This window comes from Amycolatopsis sp. lyj-108 (assembly GCF_046549005.1).
In the GTDB taxonomy this organism is placed as follows: Bacteria; Actinomycetota; Actinomycetes; order Mycobacteriales; family Pseudonocardiaceae; genus Amycolatopsis.
The window spans coordinates 1255379-1277631 of record NZ_JAJPWQ010000001.1; the positions used below are offsets into that span (position 1 = coordinate 1255379).

Consider the following 22253-nt stretch of genomic DNA (forward strand, 5'->3'; position numbering starts at 1 on the left):
CTCTCAAGCGCCACTGAAGGACGCTTTCATTGCAAAATTTGCAATGAAAGCGTCCTTCAGTGGCGCGTGCAGGCAAGCGGCTCAGGACCTCCGGCGCCGGCGCAGCAGGGTGTCGAGCGCGTAGGTGCCCGGGCCGACCACCGCGAACAGCAGGAAGATCCAGGAGTACAGGGCCGCCGTCTCGCCCTTGTTCTGCAGCGGTAACAACGCGTCGGGCTGGTGTACCACGAAATACGCGTACGCCATCGTGCCCGAAAGCAGCACCGCGACCGGGCGGGTGAACAGGCCGACGAGGATCAGCAGCGAGCCGACCGTTTCGATGACCCCGGCGTACCAGCCCGGCCAGGTGGCGAACGGCACGGCGGGCTTGTCGAAGAGTCCCAGCTTCTGCAGGCCGTGGCAGAGGAACAGGAACGCGACCACTACGCGGACGACGGAGAGGGCCAGTCCCTGCCACTTGGGGGCGGTCGGACCGATCTCGGTGGTCGTGGCGGTGGCTGTCTGGGTCATGACGCATCCTTCCGGCTCAAGGTGGTCTAAACCATTGATGTGATAGAGGATGCCGGATACCCCCATCGGTAGGGAACTTTCTTTCGGGGGGTAATTCGATGTTATGTCCGAATTTAACAACGCCGAAACGCGTTAAAGGCCCCTTTCCTGGAATCGTTCCAGGAAAGGGGCCTCGCGATTCTCCCTCAGTGTCGGCGACGCAGGGTGTCGAGGGCGAAGGTGCCGGGGCCGATCGCGGCGATCAGCAGGAAGATCCAGCAGTAGAGGGTCGACAGCTCGCCCATGTTCTGCAGCGGCAGCAGGCCTTCCGGCGCGTGGACGGTGAAGTAGGCGTAGGCCATCACGCCGGAGAGGAGTACCGCGACCGGCCGGGTGAACAGGCCCACCAGCACCAGCACGGCGCCGACGACCTCGATCACGCTGCCGTACCAGCCGGGCCAGGAGCCGAGTTCCACCGAGCCGCCGGCGCCGTCGACACCACCGAAGAATCCGAATCCCTGCAAACCGTGGCAGAGGAAGAGGAACGAGACGACGATCCGGACGGCCGACTGGATCGCGCCCTGGGCCTTGGCGGCACGCGGGGTGGTGGTGGCGGTGGTCTCGGCGGGGGTGATGGTCTGCGTCATGGTTCCGGTCCTTCCGGGTGGGAGTGTCTGTGGGGCGGCTTCTGACAACGCGTCGGACGGGCTCGACGGGAATCGACATCCGGGCGGAAAGTTTTTTCGCGGGCCGGTCACGTCACCCGATCGGCGCAAGGCCAGACTGGACGTCATGGCGGGTAAGACGAGTGCCGGGATCCTGCTCTTCCGCAGGTCGGGCGAGGTGACCGAGGTACTGCTCGGGCATATGGGCGGACCGTTCTGGGCGAAGAAGGACGCGGGCGGCTGGTCGGTGCCCAAGGGCGAGTACGAGCCGGACGAGGCGCCGGAGGCCGCGGCGCGGCGCGAGTTCACCGAGGAGCTGGGGCTGCCCGCGCCGGAGGGGGAGTACCTCCCGCTCGGCGTCGTGAAGCAGTCCGGCGGCAAGGTCGTGACGGTCTGGGCGGTCGAGGGCGACCTCGATCCGGCTCAGGTGGTGCCGGGCACCTTCGAAATGGAATGGCCGCCACGGTCCGGCCGGACGCAGGAGTTCCCGGAGGTCGACAGGGTCGCCTGGTTCGGGCTGGCCGAGGCGGAGGAGAAACTGCTCAAAGGCCAGCGTCCGTTCCTGGCCCGCCTCGGCGAACTGCTCAACGGCTGAGCAACTCGCCGAGCGGTTTGTCGGCCAGCGAGCCGAGTACGAGATCGGCGTGGTCGAAGTTCAGCACCGCGGTGATCGGATTGGGCACCGCCACGCACTGGAGTCCGGCGGCCTTCGCCGCGGTGACGCCGTGCGGCGAATCCTCGAACGCGATCGCCTCGGCCGCGGGCAGGTCCAGCGCGGCGAGCGCGGCGAGGTAGAGGTCCGGGCTCGGCTTCGCCTCGTGGAGGTCGCCGGTGAGGACGGCCTCGAACGCGTCCGCGAGGCCGAGCCGGTGCAGATGCGTGGTGACCCAGTCGCCGGTCGAACTGGACGCGATGGCCAGCCGCAGGCCCTGTTCCTTCGCGTCGTCGAGATACTGCTGGACGCCCGGGCGAGGCCCCACTGATTCCAGCAGTTCGATGACCCGGGCGCGGACGCCGGTGCGGACCGCGATCCGGTCGAGGTTCTCGTCGTTCTTCTCGAGCAGTTCGAACATCGCGACGGCGGTGTTCTGCGTGCCGATCACGGTGTGCCAGACGTCGAGGGGGAGTTCGCCGCCGCGTTCGCGGAACGTCTCCTGCCAGGCCACGAGGACGGCCGCCTCGGTGTCGACCAGCGTTCCGTCGAAGTCGAAGATCAAGGCGCCGGTCATGGGACGAGTCTACGTCTTGACTCACTGAGTGGTACGGATTACGGTACGCATTCGTTAGGAAACTTACCAAACGAACAACGCCGCGCACCCGTCCCTCTCAACCCGCCGCCACGGATTCCCGGGGAGATCGATGTGAAGGCCCGAACCCGACTACTGCCTCTAGGCGCGGCCGCCATCCTGTTGCCGACGCTGCTCAGCGGTAACGCCCAAGCCGCTGATGTCCTTTTGTCCCAAGGTAAATCCGTCCTCGTCTCGTCGGTGGAGTCCTCCTCCTACGGCGGCCCGCTGGCCGTCGACGGGAAGACCGGCACCCGGTGGGCGAGCGCCGAAGGCGTCGATCCGCAGTTCATCCGCATCGACCTCGGCGGTCCATCCGCCATCAACCGGGTCAAGCTGAACTGGGAAGCGGCGTACGCCACCGCGTACAAACTCGAGGTCTCCAACGACGGCTCAGCGTGGACCCCGGTCAAATCCGTCACCAACGGCAACGGCGGGACCGACGACCTCACCGGCCTGTCCGCCCGCGGCCGGTACCTCCGCCTCGTCGGGACCAAACGCGCCACGAGCTACGGCTACTCCCTGTGGGAGATGCAGGTATACGGGACATCGGACTCCTCCGGTGACACGCAGGCGCCCACCGCGCCGACCAACCTCAAGGCCGGTTCGGTCACCGCGTCCACTGTGGACCTGACGTGGACCGGTTCGACCGACAACGTCGGCGTCACCGGCTACGAGGTGCTGCGCAACGGCCAGGTCGTCGGCACGACCGAGACCGCGTCCTACACCGACAGCGGGCTGGGCGCGTCGACCGCGTACACCTACACCGTCCGCGCGAAGGACGCCGCCGGCAACACCTCGGCGGCCAGCAACCAGATCCAGGCGACCACGCAGGCCGGCGGTTCGTCGTTCGTCATCGCCGCCTCCGGTGACATCGCCGAACAGTGCACCGCTTCCTCGTCTTCGTGCGTGCACCCGAAGAGCGCCGCGCTGGTCGGCCAGATGAACCCGGCCGCGGTGATCACCATGGGCGACAACCAGTACGACGACGCCCACATCGAGGACTTCACGAAGTACTTCGACAAGACCTGGGGCAAGTACAAGAACATCATGCACCCGGTCCCCGGCAACCACGAGACCTACGACCACACCCCGCTGGGCGCCTACAAGCAGTACTTCGGCAAGATCGCGACGCCGAACGGGAAGACCTACTACAGCTGGGAAATGGGCAACTGGCACTTCGTCGCCATCGACAGCACGGAGTTCTCGCCCGGCCTCGCCGCGAACGGGATCAGCGACGAGCAGCTGAACTGGATCAAGCAGGACCTGAAGAACAACACCAAGCCCTGCGTCGCCGCGTACTACCACCACCCGCGCTACACCTCGGGTGACCACGGCGACAACAGCAAGATGGCCACCCTCTGGGAGACCATGGTCCAGAACAAGGTCGACCTCGTGCTCAACGGGCACGACCACCACTACGAACGGTTCTATCCGCAGAACGCGGACGGGGACAAGGACGCCGCCGGTCCGGTGCAGATCATCGGCGGTGGTGGCGGGGCGAGCCTGTACCCGGTGAAGACGGAACACCCGGCCACGGCGAAGGCGATCTCGACCTACGGCGTGCTCAAGCTGAACATGTCGGACAACGCCTTCTCGACCCAGTTCGTCGGTCTCGACGGCAAGACCATCGACTCGTCTCCCACCTACACCTGCCACTGATCCTCGCGTTTCGGCACCAGGTTGCGATGGTTCGCGTCGCGGACCATCGCAACCTGGCACCTGATTGCGGTCGTTCGGTGCGCGTGAAGGAGGTCTCCCATGTACATAGCCACCAGTCGGGGAGCGGACGCCGCGGCGGACGTCCCGAAGAGCGGGGTGAAACGGGCCGTCACCGGGAACGTCGTCGCGCTCGGCCTGGTCAGTCTCGTCACCGACATCTCGTCGGAGATGGTGACCGCGGTCCTCCCGCTCTACCTCGTTCTCGGTCTCGGCCTGAGCCCGCTGCAGTTCGGCGTGCTCGACGGCCTCTACTCCGGCGTCACCGCCGTGGTCCGGCTCGTCGGCGGGCATCTCGCGGACCGGTGGCAACGGCTCAAAGCCGTCGCCTGCTTCGGTTACGGGCTTTCGGCGCTGGGCAAGATCGGCCTGATGCTGGCGGGGTCGTCCACCGTCGCGATCGGCGCCGTCCTCGCGGCCGACCGCACCGGTAAAGGCGTCCGGACCGCGCCGCGGGACGCGCTGATCACGCTGAGCAGCGAACCCGAACATCTCGGCCGCGCGTTCGGCGTGCACCGCGCGATGGACACCTTCGGCGCGTTCCTCGGCCCGCTGGTCGCGATGGCCGTGTTGTGGCTCAGCCTCGGCAGCTACGACTCGGTGTTCTTCACGAGCTTCTGCATCGCCGCGATCGGCGTGATCATCCTGCTGGTGCTGGTCAAGGACCACCAGCCGAAAGCGAACGCAGTACGGCCCAAGGTCTCGCTGCGGGAGACCGCCGGCCTGATCCGGCAGGCGTCGTTCCGCCGGATCTGCGTGTGGGCGGCGTTGCTGGGCCTGGTCACCCTGAGCGACTCGTTCCTCTATCTCGTACTGCAGCGCCGCTGGGATCTCGGCGCGGTCTTCTTTCCGTTGCTGCCGCTGGGAACCGCGGGCGTGTACCTGCTGCTCGCCGTGCCGTTCGGCAGGCTTTCGGACCGGATCGGCCGCTGGAAGGTGTTCCTCGGCGGACACGTCGCGCTGGTCGTCGCGCTGCTGGCGCTGCTGGGACCGGTGGACGGCGGCATCCTCGCCGTATTGGCGCTGGTGTTGCACGGTGTCTTCTACGCCGCCACCGACGGGGTCCTGATGGCCGCCGCCGGACCGCTGCTGCCCGAGCACCAGCGGGCGAGCGGACTCGCGCTGGTGCAGACCGGGCAGGCGACGACGCGGATGCTCGCGTCAGTCCTTTTCGGACTCGCCTGGACCACGTGGGATCTGCACGCCGCGGTTCTGGTCGCCGCCGGCGCGCTGGCCGTGGTGGTCGTCGCGGCCGCCGTCATCCGTCCTTTGAGGACACACGCATGAGGGCGCGCATCCTGGGTGTGGCAGGGGCGGTCGTCCTCCTGATCGCCGCCGCTGTCGGCTACGGGCTCCACTCTCGCGACCGCGGGCCGGAGGTGAACTCGGTCGCCGTCGTCACCGGGCAGCCGGTTTCGGTGCAGGCCAAGGGACAGCTGCTGTTCCGCAACACCGCCGAAGGCCCCGACTTCGGCCATCTCGCCACCGTCCCCGTCGACCGGCCGGGCGAACCCCGGAAGGTGTCCGGGCTCAGCTGTGACCGCTTCGCCGCTTCGGCGGGGACCGCGCTGTGCCTGTCCGCGCAGCCGGGTGTGCTGCCGCCGATGACCGACGTCATCGTGCTGGACAAGGACCTCAACGAGATCCGCCGGATCGAACTGCCCGGCACCCCCAGCCGCGGCCGGGTCTCGCCGGACGGGAAACTCGCCTACTGGACACTGTTCGTCAACGGCGATTCCTATGCGGAGACCGGGTTTTCGACCAGGGCCGGGATCTTCGACCTGAGGACCGGGAAGCTGATGAAGAGCATCGAGGAGATGGGGCTCCTGCTCGACGGCAAGCCGTACTACTCGTCCGACGTGAACTACTGGGGGATCACCTTCACTCCCGACGGCAAGCGGTTCTACGCGACCGTGGGGACGAAGGGGAAGACGTACCTGGTCGAGGCGGACTACGAGAAGCTCGTCGCGAAGATGATCCGCGAGAACGTCGAATGCCCGTCCCTTTCGCCGGACGGGAAGCGGATCGCCTTCAAGAAACGGGTTTCCGCCGATCTCGCGGCGCCATGGCGGCTCGCGGTCCTCGATCTGGCCTCCGGACAGGAGACCCTGCTGGCCGAGACGCGGAGCGTGGACGACCAGGCCGCCTGGCTCGACGACCGGACCGTCGCGTACGGGCTGGACTCGGGGATCTGGGCGGTTCCGGCGGACGGGAACGGGGCGGCCCGGCTGGTGGTGGAGCGGGGGGCGTCGCCGGCGGGTGTGTAGTGGGTCCTCTCCTAGGTACATGAAGGACCCCTTCCTGTACCTAGGCGCAAGGATGGGGTCCTTCACGCGCCGCCAGTGTGACTGGTGTTGCACCTGGGGCTCAAGGGGTCACCGGAGGGTAGTGAGGGCCACTCACGACCCAGCCACGCCCAACGCTTCCGCCTGCTCCAGGAACACGTCGTACGCAGCCTTCCCGAACAGCACGAACCGCACCAGCTCCACCGAACACGATCCGGCCGAAAGCGTGCTCAGCACGGTCTCGAGGGCGATCTCCGCCGCGGATTCGACCGGCCACCGGTAGATCCCGGTCGAGATCGCGGGGAAGGCCACGGTGTGCGCGCCGAGATCGGCGGCGACGTGCAGCGAGTTGCGGTGGCACGCCGCCAGTAGAGCCGAGCGGTCTTCGGAATCGGACCACACCGGCCCGACGGTGTGCACCACCCAGCGCGCCGGAAGGCGGCCCGCCGTGGTGGCGACCGCCTCTCCGGTCTTCAGTCCCTTGCCGTAGTGCCCCGCGCGCAGTGCCCGGCATTCGGCGAGGATCTCCGGCCCGCCGCGGCGGTGGATCGCGCCGTCCACCCCGCCTCCGCCGAGCAGTGACGAGTTCGCGGCGTTGACCACGACGTCGACCTGCTGTTCGGTGATGTCGCCTTCGACCAGTTCGATCTTCATGATCGCTCCGTCAGTCGTTGAAGTACTCGATCAGTACCGGGGCCACCGCCTTCGGCTTGAGCATATGCGTCTGGCCTGCGATCGTCCGGTGCTCGGCGCCGGGCACCGCCTTCGCCAGCGCGGCGACGCCGTTGCGGATCCACGCGGGGCTCTTGCCGCCGTCCATGACCAGCGTCGGCACCGAAACGTCCGCCCAGCGGCCCTCGGGCAGCGGGGTGCCGTCGTGCAGGCCGTCGAACAACGCGGCGTCGTAGCGCAGGGTCGGCGCGACCGTCTTCATCTTCGGCCAGGCGGGCATGAGCTGCATCATGAACACGAACGGCGCCGGAACGCGGACACCTTCACGCATGAAGGTCTTGATCGCGGTGCCGGGCCGCCCAGTGGCGATGGCCTTCTCGAGCCGTTCGGTGTAGTCGGCTGGCACCGGCGGGCGGGTGTCGTCGACGACCAGCGGGAATTCGTACACCGCCAGTTTCGTGATCGGGAGCCCGGCTTTCGCGGCTTCGAGGGCGAGCGCGGCGCCGGACGAGATGCCGTAGACGTGCGCCGTCCCGCCCGCTTCCTTGATCAGCGCCGCGATGTCCTCGACTTCGCGGGCGATGGAGAACGGCGCGGTGTCGCCGCTTTCGCCGCGACCGCGGCGGTCGTAGGTGTAGACGGTGAAGTGCGCGGCCAGTTCGGCGGCCAGCGGCTTGGCCGGGCCGAACTCGCGGTGGCACATCGCGCCGTCGACCAGGATGACGGCGGGGCCGGAGCCGGTGCGGGTGTAGGCGATGGTGGTGCCGTCTTGCGAGGTCACGGTGCTCATGGCGGGAATTCTCCTAGGGTTGTCTAGCGGCTTGTGTGGACGATGACGGCGGTGACCCAGCCCCAGGCCAGCATCACGGTGGCCCAGAAGGCGAGCATCACGACGGCGTTCGCGTTGCCGGAGCTGATCCCGGCGAAGGAGGCGAAGAACGCGATGCCGGTGGCGCGGGAGTAGACGGCCCAGCCGCGGCGGCCCTCGCGGGAGAAGCGGCTCGCGAACACGAAGGTCGCGACGATCAGCGAGAGGAAGCCGACCGAGCCGGCGGCCATGTGCAGGACACCCGCGGTGCTGATGGTGCCCGGGCCGCTGCCCGCGGGGAAGCCGTTGCCGGGGTCGGCCTTGAAGACCGCGGCGAAGAGCAGGCTGACGCCGAAGACGCCCAGCAGTCGTGGACCCCACGTGCTGCCTCTGCCCGGTTCGAGCGTCCGGCTCAGGCCGATCGCGCCCGCGATCATCAGGACGCCGGTGACCAGGAAGTTCGTCACCTGGATCCAGCCGGCGTCGCCGTTGCTCAGCATGCTCGCCGGGTGCTTCGTCACGTCGAAACCGTCGCGGACGGCGGCCTGGGTGAGCGTGGTCAGGAAGTACAGGGGACCCGAGACCGCGCCGCAGGCGAGCAGGGCGCGGGCGGGGAGTGCGACATGGGTCCGGGTGGCGGCGATGGTCATCGTTTCGGCCTTTCGGGGCGGGAGTTCGTTGGGCACAACTCTCGCTCCGAAAGTCTTGGTTGTCAAGACAAAAAAAATTGTCGGTGGCGCCGGATGCGACGCCGGAGGTGTCGCAACCAGGTGACTACTTGCTGTTTCGCAAGGTCAGGAGGGTGATCTCGCTCGGCGCGAAGACGCGCAGTGGCGGTCCCCAGAAGCCGGTGCCCCGGCTCGTGTAGAGCTGCGTGCGCTCGCCGTGGCGCGAAAGCCCGGCCAGGACGGGCTGATCGAGCCGGACCAGGAGATGGAACGGCCAGATCTGGCCGCCGTGGGTGTGCCCGGAGATCTGGAGGTCGATGCCCGCCTGGGCGGCCTGCTTGACCTGCTTCGGCTGGTGGGCGAGCAGGACGACCGGCGTGCTCGCGGCGACGCCGTCGAGCGCGGCGGGGAGGTCGGGGCCGTGGCCGGGCAGGCCGGAGGCGGCGCCGGTCGGGTCGTCGATCCCGGCGAAAACGAGCGTGTCCCCGCCCTGGTGGACCTTCGCGTGCCGGTTGTGCAGCGTGTCCCAGCCGAGGTCGCGCATGTGGTCGAGCCAGGCCTGCGCCTCGCCGAAGTACTCGTGATTGCCGGTGATGTAGAACTTGCCGAGTTTCGCCCGGACCTTCCCGAGCGGCGCGACCTGCTGTGCGCGTTTGGCGACGGAACCGTCGGCGAGGTCGCCCGCGTGGGCGACGACGTCGGCGTCGAGTTCGTTCACCACCTCGACGACCTTCTCCGACCATTTCGTCCGGTTCAGCGGGCCGAAATGGGTGTCGGTGATGATCGCGAAACGGAGACCGTCGAGGCCCGCGCCCAGCCGGGGGAGTACGACGTCGAGCTCCTTGAGCCTCGGCACGCGCCGGGCTTCGGCCATCCCGTACGCCGCCAGCGCCGCGAAGGCCACCAGGACGACCCCGGACACGATTCCCGCCGCACTGTCCACTCCGGACACCGCGAGCACGAGCCGCAGCACGTTTCCGAGTACCGACAAGGAGAACAGCAGCCAGATCAGCCCGAGGGAGAGGTCGCCGATCTTCGCCGCGAGGTCGCGTTGCCAAGGGCCGTGGCCGAGGACCATGCATGCGGGCACGGCGATCGCCGCGGCGGCGAACACGATCGTGCCGAGGACTTCGAGCGCGGCCGGGAGTTCGGGTGAGCCGACGATCGTCCACCACGGCACACCGAACAGGAGGGCGAGAACGGCGATCAGCGCGGCGACGCGGACAAGGATGCGGGGCATGATGTCGGCCAGACTAACAGACCAATGGTCTCTACCGCCGTCATCGCTGAGGGGCCTCTCAGGTACGTCGGCGGGCGTACGCGCGATGTCGCTTCACGGCTGACGCTTTTCGCCGCGAGCCGGAAGACACTCTTCGGCATGAAGGAATCGCGGACGATCGAACGCGTCGCCTACGTGGTCGGGGCACTCCTGTTCCTCAGCGGACTCGTGCACGCGGGAGTGCTGATCGTGTCCGGTGGTCCGTGGACCGGGCCGTTGTCGATGCGGAAAGCGGTCACGTTCGGCCTGTCGTTCGGGCTGACCCTGGTCACCGTCGCCTGGGCGACTTCGTACGTCGCGGTGCGGCCGCGGGTGCGGAACGTGCTGCTCGGCGTGTTCACCGCGGCGAGCGTCGTCGAGACGGTGCTGGTGAGCATGCAGGCGTGGCGCGGGGTGCCGTCGCATTTCAACTTCGAGACCGGCTTCGACAACGCGGTGTCGACCACGCTCGCGGCGGGCGGCGGCGTGATCATCCTGACGGCGATCTCGTTCACCGCCGCGGCGATGCGCGGCGAAGGGGAGACCACGCCGAGCATGCGGCTCGCGGTGCGATCCGGGCTCGTCGCGCTGCTGGTGGCGCTCGGCGCGGGTGCGGCGATGATCGCGAGCGGCGTCGTCGAGGCGCGAGGCGGGAACCCGCAGGCCGCGTACATCACCGCCGGCGCGCTGAAGCCACTCCACGCGGTGGCGATGCACGCGATCCTCATCCTGCCGGGACTCGCGTGGCTGCTGCGGTTCGCGGACTGGACGGAACGGCGGCGTGTGCGGCTGGTGTGGGCCGCGATCGGTGCCTACGCCGTGCTGACCGCTGTCGTCGGGCTGGAGTCGGTGACCGGGGTTTCGCCGCTGGCGGCTTCGCCTGTGGAGATGGTGACTTCGGGGCTTGCTTTGGTGGTGCTGGGGCGTATCGGTGCGGTGGCTGCTCGTGAAGCGGTTCGGCGTCGGTCCCGGGTGCTATGAAAGGTCCTTTCCTTGCAAAATTTGCAAGGAAAGGACCTTTCATAGCGCGCTACTGGCCCACGTAAGCGCGAAGGTGCTGCGCCGTGAGCGTGTCACCGGAGGCGACCAGATCGGCCGGAGTCCCCGTGAACACCACCTGACCCCCGTCCGAACCGGCGCCCGGCCCGAGATCGACGATCCAATCGGCGTGCGCCATCACCGCCTGGTGATGCTCGATGACGACCACCGTGTTCCCGTCGTCGACGAGCCGGTCGAGCAGCCCCAGCAACTGGTCGACGTCGGCGAGGTGCAGGCCGGTGGTCGGCTCGTCGAGGACGTAGGTCGCGGACTTCTCCGCCATCCGGATGGCCAGTTTGATCCGCTGCCGTTCGCCGCCGGACAGCGTCGTGAGCGGTTGTCCGAGCCCGAGATAGCCGAGGCCGACGTCGGAGAGCCGGTCCAGGATCGTCCGCGCCTGACCCGAGGTGAAGAACTCGCGTGCCTCGGCGACCGGCATCGCGAGGACCTCGCTGATGTTCTTGCCCCGCAACGTGTACGTCAGCACCTCCGCGGTGAACCGCTTGCCCTCGCATTCCTCGCAGACCGTCGCCACCCCGGCCATCATCGCCAGGTCGGTGTAGATCAGGCCGATGCCCTTGCACTTCGGGCAGGCGCCTTCGGAGTTCGCGCTGAAGAGGGCCGCCTTGACGCCGTTGGCCTTGGCGAACGCGGTGCGGATCGGGTCGAGCAGGCCGGTGTAGGTCGCCGGGTTGCTCCGCCGCGAGCCGCGGATGGCCGACTGGTCGAGCACCACCACGTCGTCCCTTGTGGACAGTGAACCGTGGATGAGTGAGCTCTTGCCCGAACCGGCGACCCCGGTGACCACCGTCAGCACGCCCAGCGGGATGTCGACGTCGACACCGCGCAGGTTGTGCCTGGTCGCGTTCCGGATCGGGATCTGCCCGCGTGCCACGCGGACGTCGGTGCGCAGCCGCGCCCGGTGGTCCAGATGCCGTCCGGTCAGCGTGCCGGACGCGCGCAGCCCGGCGACGTCGCCGGTGAAGCAGATCTGCCCGCCGTTCGGCCCGGCGCCGGGACCGAGGTCGACGACGTGGTCGGCGATCTCGATGGTCTCCGGCTTGTGCTCGACGACGAGCACCGTGTTCCCCTTGTCCTTCAGGAGAAGCAGCAGGCCGTTCATGCGCTGGATGTCGTGGGGGTGCAGGCCGACGGTCGGTTCGTCGAAGACATAGGTGACGTCCGTGAGGCTGGAACCCAGGTGCCGCACCATCTTCACGCGCTGCGCCTCCCCGCCCGAGAGCGTCCCGGATTCACGGTCGAGACTCAGGTAGCCGAGGCCGATCTCCACGAGCGACTCGAGGGTGCCGCGCAGTGTCTGCATCAGCGGGCCGACCGACGGATCGTCGATCTTGCGGACGAAATCGGCCAGATCGCTGATCTGCATCGACGAGCAGTCGGCGATGTTCAGGCCCTCGATCTTCGACGACAGCGCCGCCTGGTTCAGCCGGGCGCCTTCGCACGCCGGGCACAGTTCGAAGGTGAACGCGCGGTCCACGAAAGCCCGGCCGTGCGCCTGCATCGACTCCTTGTCCTTCGACAGGAACAGCCGCTGGACCTTCACCAGCAGGCCTTCGTAGGTGGTGTTCATCCCGCCGAGCTTCATCTTGGTGGCGGGTTTGTGCATGAAGTCTTCCCACTGCTGCGGCGTGTAGTCCTTCAGCTTCACCGCCGGGTCGACGAAGCCGGCTTCCGCCAGCCCCTTCCAGTACCAGCTGCCGGGCGCGAAGTTCGGGACGGTGATCGCCCCTTCGTCGAGCGAAAGCTCCTTGTCGACGAGCTGGTCGATGTCGATGGTGGAGACCTTCCCCAGCCCCTCGCATTCGGGGCACATCCCCTCGGGAAGGTTGAAGCTGAACGCCCCCGAAGTCCCGATGTGCGGCTGTCCCAGCCTGCTGAAGACGATCCGCAGCATCGTGTGCGCGTCGGTCGCGGTGCCGACCGTGGACCGCGAGTTGGCGCCCATCCGCTCCTGGTCGACGACGATCGCGGCGCTCAGGTTCCGCAGCGCGTCCACGTCCGGCCGTCCGACCGGGGCCATGAAGGACTGGATGAACGCGGTGTAGGTCTCGTTGATCAGCCGCTGTGATTCCGCGGCGATGGTGCCGAACACCAAGGACGACTTCCCCGAGCCCGAGACACCGGTGAAGACGGTGAGGCGGCGTTTGGGGATGTCGACCGAGACGTCGGCGAGGTTGTTCTCTCTGGCTCCGCGCACCTGGATCATGTCGTGGCTGTCGGCGGCCGAAGGCATGGCTCTCCCCTTGTTGGAACTCTTTAGCCTGTAAAGTGAGGGTAGCAGAGGTTGGTTTATGCTGTAAGGAGTTTGCAAGTGGTCGTCTACGCGGCTCAAGGAGACCCCTGGCGGTCGATGGCACTGCTGTGGCGGACCGAGTCGCCGGACGCCGAGCGGCCAGGCCCCAAACCGGGGCTTTCGGTGGAGCTGATCGTCGAAACCGCCATCGCCATCGCGGACGCCGAAGGCATGGCGGGCCTTTCGATGCGTGCCGTCGGGGACAGGCTCGGCCGCACGGCCATGGCGCTGTACACCTATGTCCCCAGCAAGAGCGAGCTGCTCGACCTCATGTACGACAAGGCGCTCGCCGAGCTGACGGGTTCCTACGACGGGGAAGACTGGCGGGCCGACGCCGCGCGCTGGGCCGAGGACCTGTGGGACTTCTACCTGCGGCATCCCTGGGTTCTCCAGGTCTCGCAGGCGCGGCCGGTGCTGGGGCCGAACGAGTATGTCGTACTGGAGGCGCTGGTGAAGATCCTGCGCCGGACCGGATTGCGCCCGGCGGCGCTGCGACGGCTGGTCAGCGCGCTGTACTCGTGCGTGCGCGAGCCCGCCAGGACGGCATCGGAGTCGCGCCTGGCCGAAAAGGTGACAGGGCAGACCGACGACGAGTGGTGGTACGCGCGGTCCGCGCAACTGCGGGAGGTTTCGCCGGACTTCGCCGAGCGGTTCCCGACGCTGACCTGGATGGAGAGCGAGCAGGCGTTCCGGATGGAGGACGAGACCGTGTCCTATCTGGAGCAGGAGGCGAGGGAGGCCTTCGAGTTCTCGCTGGCCGTTCTCCTGGACGGAATCGAAGTCGCGATGAAAGCGGAGTAGCCTTCTCCGCATGCCCAGTGATTTCGCCTTGAAGACCATGAACGCCGTCCATCGCGTCATCCAGAAGGTCAGCGGCGGCCGCGCCGGCTGGCAGGTCGCCGGGATGACCGTGCTGGAACTGACCACCATCGGCCGCAAATCCGGTCAGCCGCGCACCGTGCTGCTGACCTCGCCGCTGCGGGAGGGCGACGCGTACGTCATCGTGGCGTCCCGCGGTGGCGACGACCAGCACCCGGCATGGTTTCTCAACCTCCGCGACAACCCGGACGTTCAGGTCACCCTTAAGGGCGAAAGCCCGCGGCCGATGGTCGCGAGCGTCGCCGACACCGAGCAGCGCGCCCGCCTGTGGCCCAAGATCACCGCGGACTACAAGAACTACGCGCAGTACCAGACCAAGACCGAACGGGAGATCCCCGTGGTGCTGCTGTCGCCCAAGGCGTAAGTGCGCGTCCGGTACAGCGGGTCGTGAGTGGCTGGCATCCCCCGCACGGGCCGGGTCCATCGGCCCTACCGGCGAGTCGGTAAGCCGGGGACCGTGGATCTCGACGTAGTACACGACGAGAGCGCGGGGATGCCGATGTCCGACTCCTTGGGTCTCGAGGTGCTCGATCGCGAGCAGTGCCTGTCACTGCTCGCGGGCGCCGGGCTGGGCCGGGTGGTGTTCACCTCCCGCGCCCTGCCGGCGATCCAGCCCGCGCGGTTCGCGCTCCACCACGGCGCGATCGTGGTCCGGACGCCGTCACAGAGCGCGTTGTTCGCCGGGATACTCGACAGTGTGGTGGCGTTCGCGGTCGACGAGTTCTCCGCGGATCTCGGGAAGGGCTGGTTCGTGACCGTCCTCGGCCGCGCCGCCGAGGTGCGTGATCCGATCGTGATCGCCGAGCTCGAGACCTTGCCGCTGTGCCGCTGGACTGGTCAGACGGACGCGCGCTATCTCCGCATCCCGGTCGAGTCGGTCACCGGTCGGAGGATCCTCGGCGGTCGCGGTAACGAAGCACTGTCCGTGATCGACGCACCAGATGAGCGATCCGGGCGCGTTTGTCATTCCTGACCCCCACTGCCCGGGGAGTTACTCCGGGACGGTGACGCCAGTGCGGCGGGTGAGTGCGGCGAGTGACGCCAAGGCGCCCAGGATTCTGGACGCGGTGGCCGGGATCGCCCACGATCTCAGTCTCTCCGACGTCCTGCGGCGCCTGGTCGAATCCGCCTGCGAGCTGACCGGTGCGCCGTTCGGCGCGCTGAGCGTGCTCGATTCGGACGAGTTCATCCGCTTCGGCGACGCTTGGGTGCGGCCGCCGTCCGAGGACGAGTCCCGGGTGGTGCCGATCCGCATGCGCGGCCGCATCTTCGGGATGCTGTACCTCGCCCGCAAACCGGACGGCGAGGAGTTCACCGAATCCGAAGAGGACCTTCTCGTCGCGCTCACCGCGGCGGCCGGTGTGGTGATCGAGAACGCCGCGTTGTTCGAGCAGGTGCAGCGGCGCGAACGCTGGCTCGAAGCCTCCTATCACGTCACCGGCGCGCTCCTGACCGACCAGGATCTGACCGCGACCCTGCACCTGATCGCCGAACGCGCGCGTGTCGTCGCAGGTGGCACCGCGGGCGCGGTCGCCCGTCCGCGTGGTGACGGGATGCTGGTCTTCGAGATCGTCGAGCCGCCGGGGCCGGACGCCGACCGGATCGCCGGGGTCACCGTGCCGACCGAGGGCACCGCGACCGGGCTGGCGTACACGAGCGGTAAACCCGTCGTGGTCCGGGAGTACGGCGACAAGGTGATCGAGCACCAGGGCGGCCGCGGCGTCACGATGCCCGCGATGATCAAGGACCTGGATTCCACGGTCGCCGTCCCGCTGATCGTCGGGGAGGAGAAGCTCGGCGTCCTGCTGGTGGCGAAGTTCCGCGACAAGGCCCCGTTCTCCGCCTACGACGTGCAGCTCGCCGAGACCTTCGCCGCGCACGCCGCGCTCGCGGTCGAATTCGCCCGCGCGCAGCAGGACAGGCAGCGGCTCGCCGTCTTCGAGGACCGCGACCGGATCGCCCGCGACCTGCACGACCTGGTGATCCAGCGGCTGTTCGCGATCGGGCTCGGCCTGGAGGGGCTCAGCAAGTTGACGGGCGAGTCCGCGGTCTCCGACCGCGTGGCCGGTTTCGCGCACGAGATCGACCGCACGATCCGCGAGATCCGCAACAGCATCTTTTCGCTGCAGGAACCGGCCGAGGCGCAGGGCAGCCTCCGGTCGGAGTTGCTGCGCGTCGCGCTCGACGCGGGCTGCGCGTCCGAGCCGAGGGTCGGCTTCGCCGGGCCGCTCGACTCGGCCGTGCCGGACACGGTCCGCTCGGACCTCATCGCGACCCTGCGGGAAGCACTGTCCAATGTGGTCAGACACGCGGCGGCGACGGCGGTGTCGGTCGACGTCTCTGTCGATCGCGACGGGCGGCGGCTGGAGCTTTCGGTGGTGGACGACGGCGTCGGCATGCCCGCCGAACCCGGCCATCGCAGCGGCGTGGCGAACCTCGCCGAACGCGCGGCCCGCTGGAACGGCGCCTTCGCCGTCGAAGCGAGGCCGGAAGGCGGGACGAGGCTCGGCTGGTCGGTGGAGCTGCCGACCCGACAGGGGAGTGTGGGATGACGATTTCGGTGTTCCTGCTGGACGATCACGAACTCGTACGCACCGGGCTGAAGACCGTCTTCGAAGCGGAAGAAGATCTCACGGTGGTCGGCGAGGCGTCCACGGCCGCCGAGGCCTACGTGCGGATCCCCGCGGTCAAACCGCAGGTCGCGGTGCTCGACGTCCGGCTTCCGGACGGTGAGGGGGTCAGCGTCTGCCGGGAGATCCGGGGGTCCATCGATCCGCCGCCCGCCTGCCTGATGCTGACGTCCTATTCGGACGACGACGCGTTGTTCGGCGCGATCATGGCAGGCGCGGCCGGGTACATGCTCAAACAGGTCTCCGGCAGTGCGCTCGTCAAGGCCGTCCGCACCGTCGCCGCGGGAGGATCGCTCCTGGACAGCACGCTGACCGCGTCGGTGATGAACCGGCTGCGTGGCGAGAGCGACGCCCCGGACCCGCGTTACGAACAGCTGAGCCCGCAGGAGCGGCGGGTGCTCGACCACATCGCCGACGGGCTGACCAACCGCCAGATCGCGGAAAAGCTGTACCTGGCGGAGAAGACGGTCAAGAACTACGTGTCGTCCTTGCTGCACAAGCTCGGTTTCGAACGCCGTACCGCCGCGGCCGTCTACGCCTCTCAGCGTCGCAAGCCCATCGTCTAGAAGATCGTGAACTCGCCGGCGAAATCGGGATCATCGCGCAGCACCCGGCGAAGTTCGTTGAGCGCCCTGTGCTGGGTGACGCGGACGGCGCCCGCGCTCGCCATGCCCAGCGCGACGGCGGTCTCCTCGGCGCTGAACCCGTGGATCACGCGCAGCACCAGCACGTCGCGCTGCTTCGCCGAAAGGACCTTGAACAGCCGCGACAACCGGCGGCCGCGATCCGCCTTCTCGACCTCTTCGAACGTCGGGTTCCAGGGGCCGTCCTGTTCGGGCTCCGGATCGGGCACCGGCGCGGACGGGTCGCGGGCGAGACTCCGGCGGACGTCGGCGACCTTGTGCGAGGCGATCCCGAAGACGTACGGCAGGAAGCTGCTGTCCTGGTAGTTGTAGCGCGGCAAGGCGACGAGGACGGCCATGAGGACCTCCTGCGCGCAGTCCTCGGCGCTGGAGACCCCACGTGTCGTGCCCAGCCTGCCCGCGCAGTACCGGAACACGATCGGCCGGAGAAGCGTCAGCAGGTTTCCCACGGCACGCTGGTCACCACTGATCGCCGCGCGGATCATTTCGCCGTCCGGCTCTCCCGGCCGGGGCTGATATGCCGGGCGCACGGCTGTCACGGTCATCACGCCGGATGGGCCGTTCTCGGCATATGCCTGTGCGTTCCCATCGTCCCCACCTCTCGAAAGCCCCCAGCCTTCTTTGGCCATGCCGACGTTACGGAGCGCGCTCGCGCGTCACACCGGTACAGCAGCCCGGAGTAGTCGGGTCTTTAGGCCCTGGTGTCCTCGGGGTATGGACTTTCGCCAGATTGGTCTAGACAATTAGCCCAGCGCGGCGGCAGGCCGCCCTTTCAGGGAGGAATCGCGATGAGGCGTTCCAGATCCTTGGCCTTTCTGGCCGTTTTGGTGCTCACCTTCACCGGCCTGATCACGGGCGGCGGCACCGCGAACGCGGCCAACCTGCTCCTCAACCCCGGCTTCGAGGCGGGCTCGACGTCCGGCTGGTCCTGCGCGGCGGGCGCGGCCGTGAGCACCCCGGTCCGCTCGGGCGGTTACGCCGTTTCGGTCACGCCCGGCTCGACGACCGGGAAATGCGCACAGACGGTGTCCGTCCGGCCGAACACGACCTACGCGGTTTCCGCATGGGTGAACGGGAACCCGGTGTACCTCGGGGTCACGGGCGGGCCGTCGACCTGGACGGCGGCGACCTCGTACACGCAGCTGTCGCTCTCGTTCACGACGTCGGCCACGCAGACGACGGCGGAGGTGTACGTCCACGGCTGGTACGGGTCGGGCACCTTCTACGCGGACGACATCAGCCTCGACGGGCCCGGCGGTGGCACCCCCGGCGCGCCCCCGACGCCGGGAAATCCGGCCGTGGGCGCGGTGACGAACTCGTCGATCGCGCTGTCGTGGGGTGCCTCGGCGGGCACGGTGACCGGCTACCGCGTGTACGAGGGCGGGACCGTGGTCGCGACGGTGACCGGGACTTCGGCGACGATCTCGGGGCTGACGGCCTGTTCCTCGCACAACTACTCGGTGGCCGCGTACAACAGCACGGGCGAATCGCCGAAGACGACGGAGGCGAGCGCCACGACTTCCGGCTGCGTCGACACCGGCCTGCCGAAACACGCGCTGATCGGCTACCTGCACGCGAGCTTCGCCAACGGCTCCGGCTACACGCGGATGGCCGACGTCCCGGCGGCGTGGGACATCATCAACCTGGCCTTCGGCGAGCCGACTTCGGTGACCTCCGGCGACATCCGCTTCACGCGGTGCCCGGTGGCGGAATGCCCGACTGTGGAAAGCGACGCGGACTTCATCGCCGCGATCCGCGCGAAGCAGGCGCAGGGCAAGAAGGTGCTGATCTCCATCGGTGGCCAGAACGGCCAGGTCCAGCTGACCACGACCGCGGCGCGTGACGCTTTCGTCAGTTCGGTCTCCGCGATCATCGACCGGTATGGGTTGAACGGACTCGACATCGACTTCGAGGGCCACTCGCTGTACCTCAACTCCGGTGACAACGACTTCCGCAACCCGACCACGCCGGTGATCGTCAACCTCATTTCGGCGCTGAAGACGCTGAAAGCCAAGTATGGAGCGGGATTCGTCCTCACGATGGCGCCTGAAACGTTCTTCGTGCAGACCGGCTACCAGTACTACGGCGGCCTCGGCGGCGCCGACAACCGGACCGGTTCGTACCTGCCGGTGATCCACGCGATGCGGGACGCGCTGACCGTCTTGCACGTCCAGGACTACAACTCCGGACCGGTGATGGGCCTGGACAACCAGTACCACTTCATGGGCGGCGCGGACTTCCACATCGCGATGACCGACATGATCAAGGCGGGCTTCACCGTGTCCTCGACCGGATTCCGGTTCCCGGGGCTGCGTGAGGACCAGATCGCGTTCGGTCTGCCGGCCGCGGTGAGCGCGGGCAACGGGCACACCGCGCCCGCCGCGGTGCATTCGGCGCTGAACTGCCTGGTGAAGAACTCCGGCTGCGGGTCGTATTCCTTGCGCGGCGGCGCTTCGCCGGCGTTGCGGGGGCTGATGACGTGGTCGATCAACTGGGACCGGTACTACGGCTGGGAGTTCCAGAACGCCCACGAACCGTTCCTGAACGCCCTGCCCTGACGGCCTGCGGTCTTCTTCGCAAGTAGTCACCTACTTGCGCAGGTCCGTGAAGGACCCCTTCCTGTACCTAGGCGCAAGGAAGGGGTCCTTCATGTACTGCGGCCTGGGGGTCTTCGGTGCAGGAGGCGGTTGCGAAAGCCACTTTCGCAACACGTCTTGACCCGCGAGGCACACCAAGAACCCCATCGGCGCCGCCGTGAAGGCCCTCTTCGCAAGTAGTCACCTACTTGCGCAGGTCCGTGAAGGACCCCTTCCTGTACTTAGACCTGGTCTCAAAACTTAAGGGTGTGTGACTGCGTAACCTGCCGGTCCTGGTCGTCGATCGTGGGGAGTCGTGGCGAAGACGACGCAGCAGCGGCGGGTCGAAGACCGGCTCTGGGAGCTGATCGAACCCCTGATCCCGTCCCGACCAGCGCCGCGCGGTCCGGGTGGGCGGCCCGGATCGATGACCGTGCCGCGCTAGAGGGGATCTTGTTCGTGCTCGACACCGGCTGCCGCTGGCGAGACCTACCCGAGCAGCTCGGATGCGGGTCCAGGCACACCGCGTGGCGGCGGTTACGTGAGTGGCAGGACGCCGGCGTGTGGGGCCGGCTGCACCAGCTCGTGCTCGACGAGCTGTCCAACATCGACGAGCTCGACTGGACCAGAGGCTGCATCGACGCGGTGTCGGTGCGGTCGAAAAGGGGGGCGAGCTGACCGGCCGCGGCCCCACTGACCGGGGTAAAGCCGGCTCCAAGTACCACGTTCTGTGCGACGCGAACGGGCTACCGCTGCACATCATGTTGTCGACGGCAAACACCCACGACAGCATGCTGTTCGAGCCGCTGCTGGACACGAACCCGACCGTGCGCGGCCACCACGGCCGGGCGGGCCGGCCACGATGCCGACCGGACAAGCTGCACGCCGACAAGGGCGGTAGCTCTGTGTCGTTGGGTGGGGGGTGACTGGTGAGCTTCTGAGCGCGGAGCAGGTCCTCGGGGCGGCACGGGGCCCCGTCACCACGAGGGAGATCGATCTCCTGGAGGAGGCTGCAGCCGCGTTGCTGACGGCACCATCGACGGGGATGAACGAGCACTCTCGTCGGGAAGTGATCAGCCATCGGTGGGGCCGCCTCTTCAGAGGCGTTCGATGCGGTCGGCCTGCGGGCCTCGGTCGCTCTGACGCACCGTGTACCGGACCCGGTCACCCTTCTGCAGCGGCTCCGACCCCATGATCACGGACACGTGGGCGAAGAGATCGTCGCCGCCTGCGTCCGGGGTGATGAAGCCGAAGCCGCGGTCGTCGTCGTAGCGCGCGACGACGCCCTCGCCGCCTCGTACGGGCACGTCCCGCGCCGCCGGCCCCGCGGCCGCGGCAGGTGCCGACCGCTGCGGCGCCGTCTGCGGCTCGGTGCCCCGGACCAGGTGCACGTCGCGGGCCTGCGGGCCCTTGTCTCCACTAGCCACCTCGTAGGCGACGCGGTCGCCCTCCGCGAGCCATGTCAGCCCCTCGGCCAGGGCCCGGGCGTGAACGAAGACGTCCCCGGCGCCGGAGTCGGGGTTGATGAAGCCGAAGCCCTTGTCCTCGTCGTACCAGGCCACCGTGCCGTCGGCATCGTCCGCGATACCAGCCGCAGCGGGTGAGCCTGCCCCTGCTCCCAGCGGGATCACGTGCTCGGCCTGCGGGCCGCGCTCGCCTTCGACGATCAGGAAGGCCACCCGCTGCCCCTCGGTGACCACGCCGCCGGTCACGATGGCGGAGCTGTGCACGAAGATGTCGGCGCCGCCGCCGTCCGGCGACGCGAAGCCGTACCCCTTGCCCGGCTCGTACCAGTTGACGGTGCCGAGCAGGCCCACGGCGCTGCCGGTGGCCGCATCGGCGGTGACGCGAACGCGCAGCGCCTCGGGCCCGCGGTCGTTCTCGCCGACCTCGAACACGACGGCCTGACCCTCGCGGAGCACTTTCGCGCCGCCGTCCCCGACGATCTCGGAGGCGTGCACGAACACGTCCGGCGAGCCGTCCTCGGGCGCGAGGAAGCCGAAACCCCGTTCGGCGTCGAACCAACGGACGGTCCCTTGCGGCATAAAAGGCTCCAGGTCGAGAGGGCGGGCACTGGCCCCCAGTCTCTCTGACAGACCTCCGGTCCGTCGGGCCGGGCCCACAGTCGGGCAGTGCGGAGCCAGGGGCGGGCCGTTGGTCCACCTAGCGACACGCCGAGTTTTGAGACCAGGTCTTAGGCGCAAGGAAGGGGTCCTTCATGTACTGCGGCCTGGGGGTCTTCGGTGCAGGAGGCGGTTGCGAAAGCCACTTTCGCAACACGTCTTGACCCGCGAGGCACACCAAGAACCCCATCGGCGCCGC

The 22253-nt window shown here is 68.2% G+C and carries 21 protein-coding genes and 2 pseudogenes; 12 read left to right on the plus strand and 11 right to left on the minus strand.

The features are described 5' to 3' along the window. Window positions 1–81: 81 nt before the first annotated feature. A complete protein-coding gene (locus ACLJO0_RS06175; RefSeq protein WP_125785032.1) occupies window positions 82–510 on the minus strand; it encodes a DoxX family protein in 429 nt (142 codons plus the stop codon). 185 nt (window positions 511–695) lie between these two features. Further along, window positions 696–1136, minus strand: a complete 441-nt coding sequence (locus ACLJO0_RS06180; RefSeq protein ID WP_410576910.1) for a DoxX family protein — start codon at window positions 1134–1136, stop codon at window positions 696–698. Window positions 1137–1281: 145 nt separating this feature from the next. Between ACLJO0_RS06180 and ACLJO0_RS06185 the strand changes: the two genes are divergently transcribed. Continuing rightward, entirely contained in the window at window positions 1282–1749 is a 468-nt protein-coding gene (locus ACLJO0_RS06185) for an NUDIX domain-containing protein (RefSeq protein WP_410576911.1), read from the plus strand. Here ACLJO0_RS06185 and ACLJO0_RS06190 read toward each other — a convergent pair. Further along, window positions 1739–2383 carry an HAD family hydrolase gene (locus ACLJO0_RS06190; RefSeq protein ID WP_410576912.1) on the minus strand — a complete coding sequence of 215 codons (645 nt, stop codon included), beginning with the start codon at window positions 2381–2383 and terminating at the stop codon, window positions 1739–1741. The two genes, ACLJO0_RS06185 and ACLJO0_RS06190, sit on opposite strands and share 11 nt — an antisense overlap. A 132-nt stretch (window positions 2384–2515) precedes the next feature. Between ACLJO0_RS06190 and ACLJO0_RS06195 the strand changes: the two genes are divergently transcribed. From ACLJO0_RS06195 to ACLJO0_RS06205, 3 genes are all read left to right on the plus strand, one after another. Further along, window positions 2516–4102: a discoidin domain-containing protein gene (locus tag ACLJO0_RS06195; protein WP_410576913.1), complete on the plus strand. Its 1587-nt coding sequence runs from the start codon at window positions 2516–2518 to the stop codon at window positions 4100–4102. Window positions 4103–4201: 99 nt separating this feature from the next. Then, the gene (locus tag ACLJO0_RS06200; protein WP_410576914.1) at window positions 4202–5446 is read left to right on the plus strand and encodes an MFS transporter; all 1245 of its coding nucleotides are present in this window, start codon (window positions 4202–4204) and stop codon (window positions 5444–5446) included. After that, the gene (locus ACLJO0_RS06205; RefSeq protein ID WP_410576915.1) at window positions 5443–6426 is read left to right on the plus strand and encodes a hypothetical protein; all 984 of its coding nucleotides are present in this window, start codon (window positions 5443–5445) and stop codon (window positions 6424–6426) included. The genes ACLJO0_RS06200 and ACLJO0_RS06205 overlap by 4 nt, the downstream gene beginning before the upstream one ends. Before the next feature lie 132 nt (window positions 6427–6558). Here ACLJO0_RS06205 and ACLJO0_RS06210 read toward each other — a convergent pair whose 3' ends face one another. From ACLJO0_RS06210 to ACLJO0_RS06225, 4 genes are all read right to left on the minus strand, one after another. Then, window positions 6559–7098: an O-acetyl-ADP-ribose deacetylase gene (locus ACLJO0_RS06210; protein ID WP_410576916.1), complete on the minus strand. Its 540-nt coding sequence runs from the start codon at window positions 7096–7098 to the stop codon at window positions 6559–6561. Window positions 7099–7108: 10 nt separating this feature from the next. Continuing rightward, on the minus strand, window positions 7109–7906 hold the full coding sequence (locus ACLJO0_RS06215; RefSeq protein ID WP_410576917.1) for an alpha/beta fold hydrolase: 798 nt from the start codon (window positions 7904–7906) through the stop codon (window positions 7109–7111). A gap of 23 nt (window positions 7907–7929) precedes the next feature. After that, window positions 7930–8574, minus strand: a complete 645-nt coding sequence (locus ACLJO0_RS06220; RefSeq protein WP_410576918.1) for a DUF998 domain-containing protein — start codon at window positions 8572–8574, stop codon at window positions 7930–7932. Between the two features lie 124 nt (window positions 8575–8698). After that, window positions 8699–9832 carry a metallophosphoesterase gene (locus ACLJO0_RS06225; RefSeq protein WP_410576919.1) on the minus strand — a complete coding sequence of 378 codons (1134 nt, stop codon included), beginning with the start codon at window positions 9830–9832 and terminating at the stop codon, window positions 8699–8701. Between the two features lie 138 nt (window positions 9833–9970). Between ACLJO0_RS06225 and ACLJO0_RS06230 the strand changes: the two genes are divergently transcribed. Continuing rightward, window positions 9971–10831, plus strand: a complete 861-nt coding sequence (locus ACLJO0_RS06230; protein WP_410576920.1) for a hypothetical protein — start codon at window positions 9971–9973, stop codon at window positions 10829–10831. Window positions 10832–10880: 49 nt separating this feature from the next. Here ACLJO0_RS06230 and ACLJO0_RS06235 read toward each other — a convergent pair whose 3' ends face one another. Then, complete coding sequence (locus tag ACLJO0_RS06235) at window positions 10881–13142, minus strand: ATP-binding cassette domain-containing protein (protein ID WP_410576921.1); 2262 nt, start codon at window positions 13140–13142, stop codon at window positions 10881–10883. A 78-nt stretch (window positions 13143–13220) separates the two neighbouring features. Here ACLJO0_RS06235 and ACLJO0_RS06240 point away from each other — a divergent pair, with 78 nt between their 5' ends. The 5 genes from ACLJO0_RS06240 to ACLJO0_RS06260 all read left to right on the plus strand — a co-directional run bounded on the left by ACLJO0_RS06240 (window position 13221) and on the right by ACLJO0_RS06260 (window position 17277). Next, the gene (locus tag ACLJO0_RS06240) at window positions 13221–14003 is read left to right on the plus strand and encodes a TetR/AcrR family transcriptional regulator C-terminal domain-containing protein (RefSeq protein WP_410576922.1); all 783 of its coding nucleotides are present in this window, start codon (window positions 13221–13223) and stop codon (window positions 14001–14003) included. A gap of 10 nt (window positions 14004–14013) precedes the next feature. After that, on the plus strand, window positions 14014–14445 hold the full coding sequence (locus ACLJO0_RS06245) for a nitroreductase family deazaflavin-dependent oxidoreductase (protein WP_410576923.1): 432 nt from the start codon (window positions 14014–14016) through the stop codon (window positions 14443–14445). Window positions 14446–14574: 129 nt separating this feature from the next. After that, a complete protein-coding gene (locus tag ACLJO0_RS06250; RefSeq protein ID WP_410576983.1) occupies window positions 14575–15054 on the plus strand; it encodes a pyridoxamine 5'-phosphate oxidase family protein in 480 nt (159 codons plus the stop codon). 31 nt (window positions 15055–15085) lie between these two features. Next, entirely contained in the window at window positions 15086–16633 is a 1548-nt protein-coding gene (locus ACLJO0_RS06255; RefSeq protein WP_410576924.1) for a GAF domain-containing protein, read from the plus strand. Further along, on the plus strand, window positions 16630–17277 hold the full coding sequence (locus tag ACLJO0_RS06260) for a response regulator (RefSeq protein ID WP_410576925.1): 648 nt from the start codon (window positions 16630–16632) through the stop codon (window positions 17275–17277). The genes ACLJO0_RS06255 and ACLJO0_RS06260 overlap by 4 nt, the downstream gene beginning before the upstream one ends. Here ACLJO0_RS06260 and ACLJO0_RS06265 read toward each other — a convergent pair. Next, window positions 17274–17900, minus strand: a complete 627-nt coding sequence (locus ACLJO0_RS06265; protein ID WP_410576926.1) for a sigma-70 family RNA polymerase sigma factor — start codon at window positions 17898–17900, stop codon at window positions 17274–17276. The genes ACLJO0_RS06260 and ACLJO0_RS06265 overlap by 4 nt on opposite strands. A gap of 243 nt (window positions 17901–18143) precedes the next feature. On the opposite strand from ACLJO0_RS06265, the gene ACLJO0_RS06270 reads away from it, so the two are divergent. Together ACLJO0_RS06270 and ACLJO0_RS06275 are read left to right on the plus strand one after the other, a co-directional pair. Continuing rightward, a complete protein-coding gene (locus ACLJO0_RS06270) occupies window positions 18144–19913 on the plus strand; it encodes a chitinase (RefSeq protein ID WP_410576927.1) in 1770 nt (589 codons plus the stop codon). A 334-nt stretch (window positions 19914–20247) separates the two neighbouring features. Then, window positions 20248–20827: pseudogene (locus ACLJO0_RS06275) on the plus strand (IS5 family transposase); the annotation flags it as partial. 201 nt (window positions 20828–21028) lie between these two features. On the opposite strand, the gene ACLJO0_RS06280 reads toward ACLJO0_RS06275, so the two are convergent. After that, on the minus strand, window positions 21029–21748 hold the full coding sequence (locus ACLJO0_RS06280; RefSeq protein ID WP_410576984.1) for a cold-shock protein: 720 nt from the start codon (window positions 21746–21748) through the stop codon (window positions 21029–21031). A 30-nt stretch (window positions 21749–21778) separates the two neighbouring features. Beyond that, window positions 21779–21976, minus strand: a pseudogene (locus ACLJO0_RS06285) (cold-shock protein); the annotation flags it as partial. Window positions 21977–22253: the final 277 nt, after the last annotated feature.